Source organism: Fibrobacter sp. UWR4, assembly GCF_003149045.1.
In the GTDB taxonomy this organism is placed as follows: domain Bacteria; phylum Fibrobacterota; class Fibrobacteria; order Fibrobacterales; family Fibrobacteraceae; genus Fibrobacter.
Map to the genome: position 1 here is coordinate 1 of NZ_QGDU01000026.1, position 17,009 is coordinate 17,009.

A 17,009-nucleotide genomic window follows, 5' to 3' on the forward strand; every position below is an offset into this window, starting at 1 on the left:
GAACAATCGGCCGAGAAAACGACTTGGATTTCTCACCCCATTAGAGTATATTTCTAGGCAAGTTAAACAAATTTACTTGGCGACTTAAATTCGCCTCTCAAATCTTCAGCAAACCATTCTTCGTCATCAATCATTATCGTATGGTAGACATTGCTATCGCGTACATCTAAATATTCACCATATTTTACGTTTGGGTTCAAGTAATCTGTAGGCGCACATTTGTAGATGCTGCAATCATACTTACCCGGTGGCAGAACCGTGGATGTCCACTTGGTAGAACTTGAAGATTCTTCATCGGACGAACTAGACATTCCGCTAGACGAACTTGGAGATTCATCATTGGATGAACTAGACACTCTTCTAGACGAGCTTGACATTCTGCTAGAAGAACTTTGAGTACTACTCGACGACCTAAACTTTTTGTTTGAAGAACTTGACAAACGACTAGACGAACTAGAATCTTCGCTACTAGAAGAATCCGTTACAGACGTTTCAGAGTCATCATCAACGCCACTGGCTGAGTTTTCACCACAGGCGTTCAGTGAAATCATCGACAATAGCAAAAGTGTCCCAAGAAAAACTCTCTTAAGAACTCCAACCATATTTATCTCCCTAAAAAAACTTAGGCTATGTTCTACTAATGTGTAGGACTGCCATTTTATGTTGAATTTACTGAAAAATTACTAAAAAATGGTCTAACCCAACAAAAATTAGGTTAGACCAAGTATCTAAGATACAGTTTTTAGGTAGGTAAATCTCAGTTTCTAATAGGGTGTGTTTTTTAGATAGTTATATTACATCTACACATTGAAAGAACATAGCCAAATAAAAAAGTCCACTCCAAGCGGAGCGGACTTTTTTCAAATTCGATGTATTCGATTACAACACCAACACTGACTACTACTCAGCGTCCATGTCGGCTTCGTCGATTTCAGCGTTGTGGTAAACGTCCTGAACGTCGTCGTGATCTTCGAACTTGTCGATGAGCTTGAGGAGCTTCACAGCGTCGTCGTGGCCCAGCTTGACGGGGTCGTTAGCGACGTAGGTGATTTCAGCACTCATCATTTCGATGTTTGCGCCTTCAAGAGCACGGGTAACAGCGTCGAATGCATCCGGAGTGGTGGAGATTTCATGAACGCCATCTTCGGTGCTCATGTCTTCTGCGCCAGCTTCCAGAACCAGATCCATGACCTGATCTTCAGGATACTTTTCAGCATCAACAACAATCATGCCCTTGTAAGTGAATGCCCAGGTAACAGAACCGGTTTCACCCATTGCACCGCCATTCTTATTGAAAATGTTACGGATTTCAGCAACGGTACGAACCTTGTTATCAGTCATGCACTGCACCATGATTGCAATACCTGCAGGACCGCGACCTTCGTACAGCGGTTCCACAACGTCTGCACCACCGTTAGCGCCAGTACCCTTGGCAATAGCACTTTCGATGTTCTTGGTGGGAAGAGACTGAGACTTGGACTTGATGATTGCAGCACGGAGACGGGGGTTTGCATCCGGGTTGCCGCCGCCCAGCTTAGCAGCGATAGAAATTTCCTTAATCAACTTGTTCCATGCCTTAGCACGAGCAACGTCAGTCTTAGCTTTCTTACGTTTGGTGGTAGCCCATTTGGAGTGACCGGACATAATTACCTCTTATAGGTTTCAAAGTTTACAAGTCAAAAATAATTTTTTTTCAAGGCAATGTAAAGCGAACTACTTCTGCTTCATCTTGCATTGGCGTCTTTCCTTGACGCTCAGGCTCGGGTCTTCACAGTCTTGCTGTTTTTTTTTAGCCTTCTTGTCCTTCTTTCCAGAGGACGAAGATTCATCCGCAGACTTAGCCTTTTTAGCAGGGGCTTGTTCCGCTTCTACACGGCGCTTTTTCTGCGAGATGGTACCATCGTCATCAGAGAGAGTCCTTTTCTTCTTGCCCTGCATGGCCTGGAGTTTCTTCTTGTCCATGGGATCTGCAGAAGCCTTAGTGATTGCTCTTTCGTACTTGCCGCCCCAGACGTTACCCACCAAGGAACCGGATTCCTGGGCATCCTTCAGGATACCCTCGGCCCATTCATCATTGGCAGGAGGAAGCAACTTGAACTTCAGATTACGAATCTTGGTAGCTTCTTCTTCATAATAAAGCATCATGTCAAAGAAACCCACCTGGTATTCTTCACCGTCAGTACCAGATGCTGCAGACGGAATGTAAGCAAGAACTGCGTACAGGTCACCGTCGAAGAGGGCATTCAACAGAACGTCCGGATCTCCACCGGGGGCAAGGACTTCGCCAGTAGCCTGGAATGCCCAGGGGGCGACGTCCACCGTCAGCTGGAACTTGTGGAATCCCTTAGTCACCTTCGGGGTCAGCTTCAGCAAACCACCTGAGAAAGCCTGGAATTCAGGCTTCAGGTTCTGGGCGGAGCAGACAACCGCAAAGGCCAAAAAGAGAAAAGCAATCAATCGTTTCATGGGACAGCTCCTTTAGAACAAACTTTACTCCAACCAACAGCAAAGACTAGTTCTTGTAGAACAGAGCCTTTGCAGCTTCGAACATCGGATCCTTTTCATCCGGGTTGCGACATTCGGTATAGATACGAACCTTAGGTTCGGTACCGGACGGGCGAACCAGCATCCAGGAGTCGTCTTCGAAAATGATCTTCACGCCATCGAGAGTGAGGAGCTGCTTAACGGTCTTTTCGGTGTTACCCACCATGACCTTAGCGCCAACCTGAGCTGCTTCAGCAACAGCATTCACCTTAGCAATGAGGGGAGCACCCACGAGAGACTTGTCCACTTCGAAACCAGCGCGGCTGGGATAGAAGCGACCGTATTCTTCGTACAGGGCATCCAGGTATTCACCCAGGTTCTTGCCAGTGGTAGCCATGATTTCCAGAGCGATGAGGAGGCCGAACTGAGCGTCCTTTTCCAGAGTGTTGTTAAGGCCAGAAATACCATCGGATTCTTCGAAAGCAACCAGAGCCTTATCCTTAGCGGTACGGGACAACCAGGGGCGGAAGTTCTTGAAGCCCACCGGAGTTTCCATCACAGGAACGCCCAACTTTTCAGCAATGATGTTTACGAAGTTGGAGGTTGCAACGGACTTAGCCACAACGCCCTGTTCCTTACGCCAGGTAGCCATGTAGTGGAAAGCGATTGCACCGAACTGGTTCATATCGATTTCGCGAGTGCCATCGTAGAAACGAATACGGTCACCATCCGGGTCAAAGATTGCGCCCAGGCGGAACCAGGACTTGCTGCCATCCAGTTCCTTGCGAACCTTTTCGAGATTCTTGGAGGACGGTTCCGGAGCGATACCACCAAACAGGCTGTCATCTTCGTTACGAAGAGTGATGAGGCATTCCGGATTGTCCAGGAGAGCGGCCGGACGACGACGGGTAGAACCGTGAACGTGGTCGCAAACCAGAGTCAGACGACCCTGCTTGATGAATTCCTTGATACGGGCGAACTTGATGGTGCCCTGCTTGATAAGGAATTCCTTGTAGATCTTCAGGGAGTCGATGATTTCCCAGTCAACCTTGGATACCGGTTCAAACTTCCAGGTAGCCATCATTTCGTTGGAAAGCTTGGTAATGACGTTGGTGATTTCCGGACCTGCAGGACCACCGTCAGCCGGGTTGAACTTGATGCCGTTGTAGTGGCTGGGGTTGTGAGACGGAGTCATGTTGATGGAGCAAGCAGCACCCAGCATTTCGATACATGCGGAGAATTCCGGGGTCGGCATTTCGTTGCCGTAGTAAACCTTAACACCGGCCTTGGCGAACTGGTCAGCCACAGCTTCGCAGAATTCATGACCCAGGAGACGGTTGTCGTGACCAACGACCACGCCACGCTTCTGGAGATCAGCGAAATCCTTCACACCGAGAGCTTCGAACATAGCAGCGTCGGCTTCCTTGTAAAGGCGAACGATAGCGGCACCAACAACCTGCAGATTACGAAGAGTGAATTCAGAACCGATTTCACCACGCCAGCCGGAAGTACCGAAGCTAACCTTAGCCGGTTCCTGGGAGGTGAGAGCAACCTGCTTGACCTGTTCCACCAGAGCCATGTCGGTAGCGGGGTTGAATTCGGGGGACTGGATTTTCTTCCAAATCTGTGTAATGTTTTCCATATGGGTTCCTATTTTAAAGTTTTTTAACGGCTCTAATTTATAAAAATTTTACCAGGGTCGTGATTTTTTAGCTATTTTATAGGCATGCAAATTACAAAAGCTTCTCAACTTACTGGTGTTTTTCCCGCATTGTTCACTCCGTTGATGAACGATGATCCTAAGAACCTTAACAACTCCATCGACTACAAGAAGATGGAAAAGATGATTGACGACCTTATCGCTTCCGGCGTCTCCGGCATTCTCCCGGTTGGTACCACCGGTCAGAGCGCAACCGTCACTCACAAGCAGCATCTGGATATCATCAAGTTCACTCTGGACTATGTGGACAACCGCGTACCTGTTATCGCAGGCGCAGGTTCCAACTGCACTCGTGAATCTGTGGAAATGATTCAGGAAATCCTAAAGATTGCCGAAGTTCCCATGCTCTGCGTGACCGGTTACTACAACAACCCGTCCCAGGAAGGCATCGAAAAGCATTTCAAGACCCTGAGCGAAGAAACTGGCGCCAAGATCATCATCTACAATGTTCCGGGCCGTACCGCTAGCTACGTTCACCCCGACACCTTGATTTCCCTTTCCCAGGACAAGAATATCATTGGCCTGAAGCAGGCTGTTGACTTCCGTATTGGCGAAAAGTACCACGAAGACACCAAGCGCGTCATCAACGAAACCAAGAACAATGACTTCGCTGTTCTTTCCGGCGAAGACGGTTTCTTCATCGACATGCTTGAAATGGGTGGCCAGGGCCTCATTACCGCTACCGGTAACATTCCGGAAGCAGCAAAGATTTTCTCTGACCTCTACAAGGCTTACCAGGCTGGCGAATTCCAGAAGTGCGACGACCTGCAGGATGCCGCTCGTGATTACGTAGAAGCAACCTTCTGCCGCAAGAACCCCATTCCTCTGGGCACCATGTTCAATAGCCCGCTGTTCCAGCCTATGACCAGCGTGAAGGACACCGCACGCGGTGACGAAGCTGTCGCCCGCATCATGAAGCTTATCAACGAAAAGGCCACAAGCCTCAAGAAGTACCATGTTTAATTAGGTTTGAGGACGCACCTTCGGTGCTTTCAGGTTTGAGGTCGGGCCTTCGGCCCTCTGAGGTTATATAAGGTGGCTGCGCTGCGATTATTTAGCCTCATACCTCAAAGCGAGCTTGCGAGCGACCTCACACCACACACCTTTTATAAGGAGATTTACAATGGCTAAGAATCAGAAGTCCATTAGCGACGAAGTCTGCGCTTACATCAGCAAGCAGAAGCTCCTCCCCATTCCCGTTCAGACCCTGAACGAAGAAGTGGAAGCAACCCGCTATTTCGGTGGCGACCTGAAGGAATTCATCGCTGCAGCAAAGTCTCTCAACGCAAAGAGCATCTTTGTTGAAACCCTGTACCTGGAAGAAGACGAATTCTTCTACGACAGCGGCATCGATGACGAAGAATACCTGGCAATGAATGGCGCAGATAGCAGCTGCTGTTGCTGCTGCGGCGACGACTGCAAGTGCGGTTGCAAGGACGACAAGAAGGCCTCCAAGAAGTCCAAGAAGGAAGAAGACGGCGTATGGCTGGAACCGGAAGACCTGGATGGTCTCGACCTGTCCCTCCTGAAGCCTGAAATGGTCAAGTACATGGACCGCATCGGCGAAAGCTGCGGCGTCCGTCTCACCGTTCCCGGTGTTGACCACCTTGAAGTCGAAATCTTCGCAGACTGGTACGACGAATTCGCCGAGCTGGTAGACGAAGCTTCCGAAATCATCGAAGAAGATCCCGTTGGCGCTCTGGAAGACATGCAGGCAGCTTTCGAAAAGGCTGAAGAAGAAGCTGAAGCTGCTGAAAAGGCCGCCAAGGCAGCAGACAAGGCCAAGGGCGTGAAGAAGATCGCTGCTCACCCCCCTAAAAAGACCGCAAAGGCTTAATTCAGAACAAGACCTCTCGTAGGCCTTTGCTCTCAAAAAGGACTGGTGAAAACCAGTCCTTTTTTCACGGAAGAGCAAGTAAGGCGAGCGAAGCGCGAGAGCTAGCACTCGCATTTCTGAGCCGATTGCTCTGCACTCGTAGAGTGCCAGAGCAAGTAATCGCTAATCATTTCGGACCAACAAAGCATTAAAAAACGACCGGTTTATGCCGGCCGTTTTTTTTTGCAACATTCATGGTAACGAAAAAGTCCCGGAATAAACCGGGACTTTTCAATTTGCTTTAAATATTTAAAGCAATTAAGTATGATACAACTTGCTGGTCTGATAGTTAGGTTCAGAGGTCAAGTTCACACCCAGGCGGCGGAACACGCCCACATCCACCTGGGACAGGATCACGCTGGAATGTACATCGCAGTGACGCAATTCAGGAAGCTTTTCCAGAGCGATCTTTGCGTTGTAATCGGTGAGGGCGCAGACAGAAAGAGCAACCAAAGCTTCGTCCACATGGAGACGGGGGTTGGTGTGGCCCAGCTGCTTGGTCTTGAGACTCTGAATGGGTTCAATCACCATGGGAGAAAGCAGACGGACTTCATCAGGAATGCCTGCCAAATGCTTGAGAGCATCCAGAACCATGGCGGAGGAGGCTCCCAGCAAGGAAGAAGTCTTGGCGGCAATGATGGCGCCATCCTGAAGTTCAATAGCAATTGCAGGGCCATTGGTTTCTTCGGAACGCTTGAGTGCGGCTGCAACTACCGGACGATCCGCAACACTCACATGAGCCTGTTCCATCACCAGCTGCTGCTTGTAAACCTGATCCTGATCAGCGTTACCCTTACGGACATCGCAAAGGGTGTTGTAGTAGCGGCGGATGATTTCCTGCTTTGCAGCTTCGCTGACGGCTTCATCATCAATGATGCAGTTACCCGCCATATTCACGCCCATATCGGTGGGGCTCTTGTACGGGGACTCGCCAAGAATGCGGGTAAACAGAGCATTCAAGACCGGGAACACTTCAACGTCTCGGTTATAGTTGATGGTGGTCTTGCCGTAGGCTTCCAGATGGAACGGGTCGATCATGTTCACGTCGTTCAAGTCGGCGGTAGCAGCTTCGTAAGCCAGGTTCACCGGATGCTTCAGAGGAATATTCCAGATGGGGAACGTTTCAAACTTGGCATAGCCAGCCTTGACGCCGCGAGTATTTTCGTGATAAATCTGGGAAAGACACACAGCCATCTTTCCACTTCCCGGACCAGGAGCAGTCACCACCACAAGTTCACGGGAGGTTTCAACAAACTGGTTCTTGCCGTAGCCGTCGTCGCTCACTACCAGAGGAATGTTGTTGGGGTAACCGGCAATAGGATAGTGGCGATAAACCTTGAGGCCCAAGCCTTCCAGCTTCTTCTGGTAAGCGAGAGCACTGGGCTGGTCCTGCCAACGAGTCAGCACCACGCTGCTCACATAAAGGCCATAACCGCGGAAGGCGTCAATCAAACGAAGAACGTCCTGGTCGTAGGTAATGCCCAAGTCACCACGGACCTTGTTCTTTTCGATATCGTTGGCATTAACGGCGATAATGACTTCGGCCTTGTCCTTCAGCTTTTCAAGCATACGGATCTTGGAATCCGGAGCGAAGCCAGGCAACACGCGGCTTGCATGGTGGTCATCAAACAGTTTGCCGCCAAATTCAAGGTAAAGCTTTCCACCGAACTTTGCAATACGTTCGGCAATCTTCTCGGACTGCGTTCTCAGGTACGCGTCGTTATCAAATCCTACTTTGAACATATATGCTCCACATGCATAAAATTTATCGGACCAAAAATAAAAAAAAGGAGAAACCATTCCTAGGTTTCCCTTTCAAAAAAAGAAGCGATTCTTATCAAATTGTTCTCTATACAATTCACTTTTATGCTTTACGAATATTTGAATCAATATAGGCTTGCATCTGAAGCATCAAGTTTTTCTCTGCAGTAATGTTCCGGATATTCACAAAGAAAAGGCGACTAACCTTACTGATGCCGATGAGTTGTATGGAACTGCGGACGCAAAGACGTTGAACGTTTCCTTCAGCAGATGGGACACTTCGCCAGGTTTCACATTCCTGCTCGGCACGGGATTCCACGATTTTCTCCAAGCAAGAAAGATAAACTTCCTTGTTGAGGTCATCCAAAGTCTTCAAGGGATCAAGCTTCAGCAGGTCCTTTTCAGACAAATTCATCCCCATTTCGCGGAGGAATTTTTGATTCACACGCAAAATTTCAAGACCATCACCACGCTGTTCCAAAATGGCTGCGGCACCTACAAAATTACTGAAAATCAAGGTTTCCATAGAGTTGGGATTCCAGAACTTTCCAGCCTCCACAACATCATCCAGATTCATCTGAGGGACAATGGCTCCTACAGCACTGCCATCCAAAAGTTTTTCGTAATCAGAAACAGAAATTGGCTTGGAATATAAATAGCCTTGAATGTAATCACAGCCCACGCTTCTCAAAAAGTCAGCCTGTTCCACCGTTTCAACACCTTCGGCAATCACCGGAAGGCTCAGCCACTTGGCCATACGAACCACAGAACTCAAAATGGTTCCACCACGTTCGTCGCTCATGCTTCCAGAAATAAAGTTCAGGTCCAACTTGAGGACATCAAAATTAATATCCTTCAAAACATTCAACGAGGAGTAGCCACTACCAAAATCATCCATCTCCACGGTGTAACCCAATTGATGGAGTTTATCGATGGTATCAATAATCACCTGCGAGCCCGAGATGGCAGCGGACTCAGTCAGCTCAACATGCACCAGACGAGTAGGAACATCATACCCCTGTCGAATTTCTTCCATACGATCGATGTAATCGTCACGCAGGACATCGTTTCGTGACATATTCACTGAAATGCGAACTAAAGGCAAATTCACATCGATGCAGTGGCGGAGAAAACGGCAGACCTTATCGAAAACATAAAGATCGATTTCCGAAATGCGACCCTGTTCTTCCAGGGCAGGGATAAAGTCTGCAGGAGAAATAAAGCCATACTTGGGAGAAACCCAACGGACAAGAGCCTCCGCGCCAATCAACAGTCCTGCTGAATGGTTATACTGTGGCTGCAAATACACCTGAAATTCTTCGTTTGCAACCGCCGAATCAAAATTCGATAGAATGTCCTGTACAGTAAGCATAGACCGAATCCCCAATAATCCCTATAGTCTAAACTATAATAATCAACAAGAAAAAGGCGCCACCAAAAGGACTTTGTAAAGGACTTTTATATTCCAACTCGGAATAAAACGACCGAGACGATGTGATGAAAATCGCATTTCTTATAGAAAACGAAACTCACTGAAAAAACAACCGAGCGCTGCACTGAGCCAAAAACAAAAAAAGTCCCGCCAGGTAGAGCCTAGCGAGACTAAAATCAGGAGTTTGTACAATCCGCGGAATTATACCACGCGAGTCATACCACTCATTCTTGCTCTCAGCCATGCACCGATTTCTTCAACCGGGTGCTTACGGATGTTGGCATTGACCTTGATGAGTTCTTCGTTATCGACAGCGGTGGACTTGCCTTCGCCGAAGATAGCGCCGATATCTTCCTTAGTGACTTCCTTAGCCATGAAGTCCTTCAGCAGAGGAACGCACTTGTTAGCAAACAGGTAGCAGCCGTATTCTGCGGTATCGGAAATCACGCGGTTCATTTCAAACAGCTTCTTACGAGCGATGAGGTTTGCAATGAGCGGAGTTTCGTGGAGGGATTCGTAGTATGCGCTCATGGGCTTGATGCCGACGGAGCACATGGTTTCGAATGCCAGTTCCACACCGGCCTTGATCATAGCGACCATGAGGACGCCGCGGTCGAAGTATTCCTGTTCGGAGATAGCCTTGTCGGTAGCTGCAACCTTTTCGAATTCCAGTTCGCCAGTAGCTGCACGCCATGCCAGAAGGTCCTTGTCACCAGCTTCCCAGTCGATCATCATGGTAGAGGAGAACTTACCGGAGATGATGTTGTCCTGATGTTCCTGGTAGAGGCCGCGCATGATGACCTTCATCTTTTCGGAGAGTTCGTTTGCACGAACCTTAGCCGGGTTGGAGAGGCGGTCCATCATGTTGGTGATACCACCATGCTTCAGAGCTTCGGAAATGGTTTCCCAACCGTACTGGAGGAGCTTGGTTGCGTATGCCGGTTCGACACCGAATTCCTTGACCATCTTGTCGTAGCAGAGGATGGTACCGGTCTGGAGCATACCGCAGAGGATAGTCTGTTCGCCCATGAGGTCGGACTTCACTTCTGCAACGAAAGAGCTTTCGAGAACGCCCGGACGGTCAGCGTGGAGACCAGCGGCGTAAGCCTTGGCATAGTCCCAACCCTTGCCTTCGGGGTCGTTTTCGGGGTGGACAGCGATCAAGCAGGGCATACCGAAACCGCGAACGTATTCAGAACGGACTTCTGAACCCGGACCCTTGGGAGCCACCATGATAACGGTGATGTCTTCACGGATCTGCTGGCCTTCTTCAACGATGTTGAAGCCATGGCTGTAGGAGAGAGCGGCACCCTTCTTCATGAGCTTCATGACAGCGGGAATCACGTTGTGGTGCTGCTTATCCGGTGTGAGGTTGCAAACCAGGTCAGCAGTGGGAATCATTTCTTCGTAGGTACCGACAGCGAAGCCGTTTTCGGTAGCGTTCTTCCAGGACTGACGCTTTTCGGCGATTGCTTCCGGACGGAGGGTGTAGGAAACATCGAGACCGCTGTCACGCAGGTCGAGACCCTGGTGGAGACCCTGAGCGCCGCAACCGACGAACACGATCTTCTTGCCCTTGAGGGCTTCTACACCGCGAGAAAATTCAGAAGAATCCATGAAACGGCAGTGGCCGATTTCTTCCAGCTGACGACGCAGAGGAATGGAATTGAAGTAATTGATACCCATGATTATTTAACCTCTTTTGAGTAGTATTTAAAGTTTTCGGGTGAAATATACAAATTTTTCGACTAGGCTCTTATAGGCAAGAGCCAATGCACCGTGGTTTTCCTGCACCTCGGCAAGATTACCTGCGGCTGCGGCACGTTCCTGATTTTCAGCCATTTTCGCAAGTTTTTCGGCACCGATGGTTCTGGAACTGCTCTTCAGGGCATGAACCACAATGCGATAATTTGCGCAATCCCCGGCATCCAGGAATTTCTGCAACTCGGAAACCGGATTGGACTTCAAGTATTCCTCTACCATTTCCTGGTAGAAATCCTCACTTTCAGCACAATAGGCAAGTCCCTGCTTCACATCGATTTCGGGAATTCCCTTCATGGATTCCATAAAGGTCAAAGGATTTTTATTAACTGCGGGAGCAACCGATTCAGCCACTAGGGGTTCCGGAGTAGCAGCTTCACCAGACTTACGGACCATATGGTGAGGCAGGTACTTGAGAATCATGGAATGGAGAGCCTTTTCGCTCACGGGCTTGGAAAGATAATCCGTAAATCCATGCTTCAGATAATTTTCCTTGGCGCCAATAATGGCGTTCGCGGACAGCATGATTACAGGGGTTCCGTTAGAAAGGTTATCATCCATTTTCTGCATGGCGGCAAATGTTTCAATACCGTCCATTTCCGGCATCATGTGATCCAGCAGGATGATATCGTAACGAGTCTTCGTCACCTTTGCTAGAGCATCCTTACCGCTGGTAGCCGTATCCAGCTGGATCTGAGTATCCTTCAGAAGTCCCTCGACTACGCGAAGGTTCATCTTTACGTCGTCCACAACCAGGACTCGGGCATCCTTTGCGGTAAAGCCACTCTTGAAATTTTCGGTCTTGGACAAAGCCTGCTTATGACGAGTAGCAAAGTCACCCATGGGGGCAACATTTTCCACAACCTGGGGAATCTTGACAGAGAAGACGGAACCCCTTCCGAATTCACTTTCCACAGAGATTTCACCACCCATCATCTCCACAAGACGTTTCGTGATGTTCAGGCCGAGACCGGTACCTTCAATAGCACGGTTAGAGCGTTCATTGACACGTTCAAACTTTTCAAACAGTTTATCCAGGTGTTCCTTACGGATACCCTGCCCCGTATCCGCCACACGGATAATCAACGTGATGGTGGATTTTTCCGCCACCTCTCCGGACTTTTCAAAATCAACAATAAGGGTCACCTTGCCCTTGTCCGTATACTTGACTGCGTTGGACAGCAAGTTGTTACCAATCTGACGGATGCGGATTTCATCACCCAGCAAGCCCGACGGCAGGTTTGGGTTCACCCGCAGTTCCAGGTCCAGAGCCTTCTCGTTCGCACGGTCATGAACCATGTTGTAACAATCGTTCAGCACGGAGAACATCTCATAAGGCACAGGCAGGATTTCCATCTTGCCCGATTCAATTTTAGAGATATCCAGCACGTCATTCACAATGGAAAGCAAGGTATGACCAGCGCTATCAATATTCTGGGCGCACTCCTTCATGGACTCATCCGTCACCTTCTTCAGGAGCATGGCGTTCATCCCCAGAATACCGTTAATCGGCGTACGGATTTCATGGCTCATGTTAGCCAGGAACTGGGACTTAGCGGCACTGGAAGACAAGGCGATAATACGGTTGCGATAGCTGGACGTGCAGAAATAAAGCAGCAAGGCAAACAGGATCAGGGAAATCAGGATGTTACGATAGAGAATTTTCTGAACATTGCGGAACAGTTCGCTTTCGTTCACGATAGTCACCACATACCAGTCGTCCTTGACCACGGAATAGAACACCATGCATGCCTGACCAGAAATTTCCATTTCGAAAGACTTGGACTTGGAATCATACAGTCTCTTCAGCAGTTCCTGCTTTTCAGAGCCGCTAAATTCCTCATCCATGTAGTTCTTTCCCTTTTCCAGAGTATCCGGATGGGCCACCACCAGACCGGAATGGTTAAACACCATCATGGAACCGATGCTACCATCCACATTCACATTGTTTACCATTTCCTGGGCAATATCCAACATGATATCAAAGGAAACAACACTCTTTTTGTCAGAGAGCATCTGGCTTACGGAAATGATAATCTTACGTTCCTTGGCGTCGAAGTAGGGAGGAACAAGGGCGACATTCCCATCGGCAGCGATTGCGTCCTTATACCAGGGACGGCTTTCGGGAACATAACCTTCTTCAGGAACCCAGCCGGAGCCATCCAGATAGACACCATTGAACAAGCCATAGACGCCCGTAAAGCTACTATCCAGGAAGCGGATATAACGGCGGTTTTCATCCACCAGCAGCCGTTCCAGTTCCTTGGACGAAGCACCGTTCAGCATCATGTAGTCCACAATCTGTGAGGTAACGATGAGCACATCCATACTCTTCAGCAGGAAGTTGTTCAAGTTGGCTGCACTCTCGGAAACCGAGTTTTCACCAATGGTAACGACGTTTTCCTTAGTCACCTTGAAGAAGGAGTTAAACGTAAAGTAAACAATGACTATAAGAGCGGTTAAAGTCAACACGAGGGTCAGGATATACTGCCACAGGTACTTACTTTGCTTATTTCTGGATTCATTCTTCGACATGACGTCCAATGTAATAAAATTCTAACAAACGAAAAAGAACCTGCCCAGGCAAGAACCGTTTTTTGATTAAAATTCCCACTTGGTCCCGAGACGCAGTTTCGCAGTTGTACTGAATCGGGAATAAACCCTTTCGTACTTTTCAGGAAGGCTGTAGATTCTAAATACACCCTCCAGCCCTAAATAAAGTTCCATAAGTCCCATATTCCAGGAAGCCATACCGTTCCATACAGACGTCAGTTTGGAAATATTCTCATAATCGGCATCAGCCCCGTCCACGACAAAGCTATAGAAGAGATTCAGTTTCGTTTCCAGGACAATCCCGTTCCTGAATCGGTACTGAGCGCGAGCCCTGAGGGAAGGGCCAAACCATTTCGTCCAGTAGTAAACAGGCTTCACCTTTATTTCGGACAGAAGCTTTTCATAATGGCTGACCCAATTCAGGGAATCCACTGTGGCAATATTCCAGCTATAGCACTGTTCCCCATAGGTTTCCAGGCACTCCTCAAATGGATTTCCGCTGCCACCATAATTTTTCATTTCGGCTTCCACGGCATCCAGAGCCTCGTCAAAACGAGTCATGTAGCTACTGTAATCAAATGCAGAATCAACCTCAAGCCTTGGGCCTACCATCAGGGAGAAGCCAAAGCCATAGGTACTGGTCCTGCGCCAAGTGCCATAAAGCGCTAAGGACATAGGACCAGAGACATCATCGTAGGCCCAAAAAGCAACACCGAACTGATGTTTATTTCGTTTCAGGAAATTGTATTCCAGCCACGAAAAAAAGGCGGGGATTAAATTTTCCTGCTGATAGACATTCAAGTCCACGCCCACATCCAAAAGCAACGAACTGGAGACCAGGGTATATTCAAGCCCTATCGTACCCTTCCAATCATTGGTATCCAGGGCAGGCATGTCATCATTATAGAAGTTCACATCACCCGTAATGTTCAAGCCGAGAGAATGAATCAAGTCTCCAGAAGAGTAATCCAGGAAAGCAGAGATGCCCCCCTGCAAGGCGGATCCATAATCGGACTTGTCGCCAGAGGCGGAGTAGTACAGTCCCACAGCACCAAGATCCCCCTGAAAACGGTAGGAAAAGGATTTCTCCGGAGATTCCTCGGTACCTTTTCGTAGAGTCTCGTGACGTTTATTCGCAGGAACGTCTAGCGCTTCATAATATTCGTTGAGGATTTCCTGAATTTCCTCAGTATATTCCCCGCCCATATTTAGGGCTTCTTCAAAAGTTCTGATTGCAAGGGGAACATCACCGGACGCTTCCGCCTGCATAGCGCGGAAGTACGCGGCCTCCTGGGTTTCAGCAAAGAGGGTCGCGGAAAGCAATAGAAGAACTATCGCTATCCGATACATCAATGAGAGAGATCGCCCCAGCCTGGACTCTGTCTCGGATTCCCCCACCAATGCGGCGGAGGAGGAGGCATTATATGAGGAGTATTCCATTCCTTTTCAGGAGTTTTTTCTCTCTCACGGGGCTGGACTTTTTCTGCACGTTCCCCTTCGATGCGATTCCTTTCGTTACGAGTTTCGGTAACGTTCTGGCGAATGGACTGTTTTTCTGCAGCGGAGCTATTACGTAAATCAGAAAGAATCTGACGACGGGCCTCACGGCGTTCCGCACGCATTTTCTGCCATTCCTCGCTATCTTTAGCACTTAAATCAGGAGTTCCTCGGGAAACTTCAGATCTTTCAGCAGGGGTCGGGACAACTGACTCCGGACGCAAAGAAGACTGGCCTGCAAATGCCATTGCAGCAGCCAGCATCACCAATGTGAAAATATTCTTCTTCATACAAACCCAGTTTAACACTCTCTGCGGTTTAAACGCAACATCCGTGCCAGAGTATCCTTTTAGGCTAATAATACGTTTTTTTGACGTACTTTAGCCTAAATATACATTAAAACTTTCGTTAACCTCGGACAAAAAACGGAACCACACGCCCCCATCGGGAGATTTGTTCCCGAAAAAGTCTACCCCTTAAAATCCTCCTTCTTCATGCCAAGACGTTCCATGATTTCGCGAAGGACCTTACGGTCTATTCCCAAAATGGAGGATGCCAAGGTCATGTTGGCGTTACTATCCCTCATGGCCCTGGAAATCACTTCACGGTCTACCGCCTCGCGGGCTTCCTTCAAGGTACGGGGAGATTCCTTGGCCTGGGATTGCATATCGTCCAGTCCCAAGTCCTTGGGCTGGATTACCCCATGAACCGCCTGGACAAGGGCCTTCTGGATTTTATTTTCCAGTTCACGGACATTGCCCGGCCAATAATAACCTAACAAAGCTTTTTCCGCATTACGGCTCATGCGGTACTTGCCACGGCCGTACTCCGCACCATAACGCTTGATGAATTCTTCCGCCAGAAGCACCACATCCTGACCACGCTCGCGAAGAGGCGGAAGGTAAAGAGGCATCACCTGAATTCTGAAGTACAAGTCCTCACGGAACTTCTTTTCCTTGACGGCTTCTTCCAAATCCACATGGGTGGCACTGATGACACGGACGTTCACAGGAATTTCACGATTGTCACCTACGCGGGTAATATGTTTTTCCTGAAGGACACGAAGGAGTTTCACCTGCATGTTCATGGGAAGTTCGCCAATTTCATCCAGGAAGATGGTACCACCATCGGCCTCCTCGAAGAAGCCCCTGCGATTTTCAATAGCCCCCGTAAAAGATCCCTTGGCATGACCAAATAGCAAGGATTCCATCAGATGTTCAGGAATGGCACCGCAGTTTACCGCCACAAAAGGCTTGTCCCCACGGGGGCTGTTCCTATGGATGTAGCGGGCAACCACTTCCTTGCCGGATCCCGTTTCACCACGAATAATCACGGGAAGGGGAAGCGGCGCTAGTTTATCTGCAAGAGCCGTCAGGTCAGCCATCACCTGGCTGGAATAGACGATGTTATCCTTACGGACCACATTCTTTAGGACATCCAGGGATTCCTTATCCCTCAGGCGGTCAAATACGGAGAACGCCACCTTTTCACAGACCGCAACGAAATTATCGAACAGGCTGCTATCCTCATCCGTGAAAGGGTCCTCACGGGCGGCACGCTGAAGATAGAGATAACCTTCCTCGGATTCCGTGGTACGGAAAGGAGAGACCATAATGCTAGTCAGTTGATTCTGCACGATGGACTTGGAAAGATCCGCAGAGTCATCGTCCAGCTGGTTCCATACCACGGCACGCTTTTCCGATTTTGCCAAACGTACAGCGGAAATGGAAATGGAAACGTTTTCCGGCTGGCTGAAATGCAGGGGATTTTCACCGCCAATTTCCAGGACGGCGGCATCCGCATGAAGTACGTCCTTGGCAACTTCCAGGATCTTATTGAAAAGGGATTCCGGCTGGTCTTCATCCAGAAGGATTTTAACCACATCCAGCATTTTTTCCGTGGCAAGCATGGATTCCGATTTCATA

At 48.8% G+C, this 17,009-nt stretch carries 13 protein-coding genes; 2 read left to right on the forward strand and 11 right to left on the reverse strand.

Features of this window, described 5'->3' with window-relative positions:
• Positions 1–62: 62 nt before the first annotated feature.
• The 4 genes from BGX12_RS15345 to BGX12_RS11020 form a co-directional block, all read right to left on the reverse strand.
• A complete protein-coding gene (locus BGX12_RS15345) occupies positions 63–551 on the reverse strand; it encodes a hypothetical protein (RefSeq protein ID WP_146196320.1) in 489 nt (162 codons plus the stop codon).
• Positions 552–900: 349 nt separating this feature from the next.
• Positions 901–1,644: a YebC/PmpR family DNA-binding transcriptional regulator gene (locus BGX12_RS11010; RefSeq protein ID WP_109736110.1), complete on the reverse strand. Its 744-nt coding sequence runs from the start codon at positions 1,642–1,644 to the stop codon at positions 901–903.
• 69 nt (positions 1,645–1,713) lie between these two features.
• A complete protein-coding gene (locus BGX12_RS11015; RefSeq protein ID WP_109736111.1) occupies positions 1,714–2,466 on the reverse strand; it encodes a hypothetical protein in 753 nt (250 codons plus the stop codon).
• A gap of 46 nt (positions 2,467–2,512) precedes the next feature.
• The gene (locus BGX12_RS11020) at positions 2,513–4,126 is read right to left on the reverse strand and encodes a phosphomannomutase (protein WP_109736112.1); all 1,614 of its coding nucleotides are present in this window, start codon (positions 4,124–4,126) and stop codon (positions 2,513–2,515) included.
• Between the two features lie 84 nt (positions 4,127–4,210).
• Here BGX12_RS11020 and dapA point away from each other — a divergent pair, with 84 nt between their 5' ends.
• Together dapA and BGX12_RS11030 are read left to right on the forward strand one after the other, a co-directional pair.
• Positions 4,211–5,167 carry a 4-hydroxy-tetrahydrodipicolinate synthase gene (gene dapA / locus BGX12_RS11025; protein ID WP_109736113.1) on the forward strand — a complete coding sequence of 319 codons (957 nt, stop codon included), beginning with the start codon at positions 4,211–4,213 and terminating at the stop codon, positions 5,165–5,167.
• A gap of 160 nt (positions 5,168–5,327) precedes the next feature.
• Positions 5,328–6,041: a hypothetical protein gene (locus BGX12_RS11030; protein ID WP_109736114.1), complete on the forward strand. Its 714-nt coding sequence runs from the start codon at positions 5,328–5,330 to the stop codon at positions 6,039–6,041.
• A gap of 297 nt (positions 6,042–6,338) precedes the next feature.
• On the opposite strand, the gene BGX12_RS11035 is transcribed toward BGX12_RS11030, so the two are convergent.
• The 7 genes from BGX12_RS11035 to BGX12_RS11065 all read right to left on the reverse strand — a co-directional run bounded on the left by BGX12_RS11035 (position 6,339) and on the right by BGX12_RS11065 (position 17,008).
• On the reverse strand, positions 6,339–7,823 hold the full coding sequence (locus tag BGX12_RS11035) for a DUF1846 domain-containing protein (protein WP_109736147.1): 1,485 nt from the start codon (positions 7,821–7,823) through the stop codon (positions 6,339–6,341).
• 121 nt (positions 7,824–7,944) lie between these two features.
• A complete protein-coding gene (locus BGX12_RS11040; protein ID WP_109736115.1) occupies positions 7,945–9,213 on the reverse strand; it encodes an EAL domain-containing protein in 1,269 nt (422 codons plus the stop codon).
• Positions 9,214–9,474: 261 nt separating this feature from the next.
• Entirely contained in the window at positions 9,475–10,959 is a 1,485-nt protein-coding gene (ilvC, locus tag BGX12_RS11045; protein ID WP_109736116.1) for a ketol-acid reductoisomerase, read from the reverse strand.
• Positions 10,960–10,986: 27 nt separating this feature from the next.
• Entirely contained in the window at positions 10,987–13,569 is a 2,583-nt protein-coding gene (locus BGX12_RS11050) for a hybrid sensor histidine kinase/response regulator (RefSeq protein ID WP_109736117.1), read from the reverse strand.
• 66 nt (positions 13,570–13,635) lie between these two features.
• Complete coding sequence (locus BGX12_RS11055; RefSeq protein WP_109736118.1) at positions 13,636–14,910, reverse strand: hypothetical protein; 1,275 nt, start codon at positions 14,908–14,910, stop codon at positions 13,636–13,638.
• Between the two features lie 26 nt (positions 14,911–14,936).
• Positions 14,937–15,374, reverse strand: a complete 438-nt coding sequence (locus BGX12_RS11060) for a hypothetical protein (protein ID WP_109736119.1) — start codon at positions 15,372–15,374, stop codon at positions 14,937–14,939.
• A 179-nt stretch (positions 15,375–15,553) separates the two neighbouring features.
• On the reverse strand, positions 15,554–17,008 hold the full coding sequence (locus BGX12_RS11065; RefSeq protein WP_109736120.1) for a sigma-54-dependent Fis family transcriptional regulator: 1,455 nt from the start codon (positions 17,006–17,008) through the stop codon (positions 15,554–15,556).
• Position 17,009: the final 1 nt, after the last annotated feature.

Coding starts and splice junctions, on each gene's coding strand:
- BGX12_RS15345 (WP_146196320.1), bottom strand. CDS start 551: ATGATTTCACTGAACGCCTGTGGTGAAAACTCAGCCAGTGGCGTTGAT.
- BGX12_RS11010 (WP_109736110.1), bottom strand. CDS start 1,644: ATGTCCGGTCACTCCAAATGGGCTACCACCAAACGTAAGAAAGCTAAG.
- BGX12_RS11015 (WP_109736111.1), bottom strand. CDS start 2,466: ATGAAACGATTGATTGCTTTTCTCTTTTTGGCCTTTGCGGTTGTCTGC.
- BGX12_RS11020 (WP_109736112.1), bottom strand. CDS start 4,126: ATGGAAAACATTACACAGATTTGGAAGAAAATCCAGTCCCCCGAATTC.
- dapA (WP_109736113.1), top strand. CDS start 4,211: ATGCAAATTACAAAAGCTTCTCAACTTACTGGTGTTTTTCCCGCATTG.
- BGX12_RS11030 (WP_109736114.1), top strand. CDS start 5,328: ATGGCTAAGAATCAGAAGTCCATTAGCGACGAAGTCTGCGCTTACATC.
- BGX12_RS11035 (WP_109736147.1), bottom strand. CDS start 7,823: ATGTTCAAAGTAGGATTTGATAACGACGCGTACCTGAGAACGCAGTCC.
- BGX12_RS11040 (WP_109736115.1), bottom strand. CDS start 9,213: ATGCTTACTGTACAGGACATTCTATCGAATTTTGATTCGGCGGTTGCA.
- ilvC (WP_109736116.1), bottom strand. CDS start 10,959: ATGGGTATCAATTACTTCAATTCCATTCCTCTGCGTCGTCAGCTGGAA.
- BGX12_RS11050 (WP_109736117.1), bottom strand. CDS start 13,569: ATGTCGAAGAATGAATCCAGAAATAAGCAAAGTAAGTACCTGTGGCAG.
- BGX12_RS11060 (WP_109736119.1), bottom strand. CDS start 15,374: ATGAAGAAGAATATTTTCACATTGGTGATGCTGGCTGCTGCAATGGCA.
- BGX12_RS11065 (WP_109736120.1), bottom strand. CDS start 17,008: ATGAAATCGGAATCCATGCTTGCCACGGAAAAAATGCTGGATGTGGTT.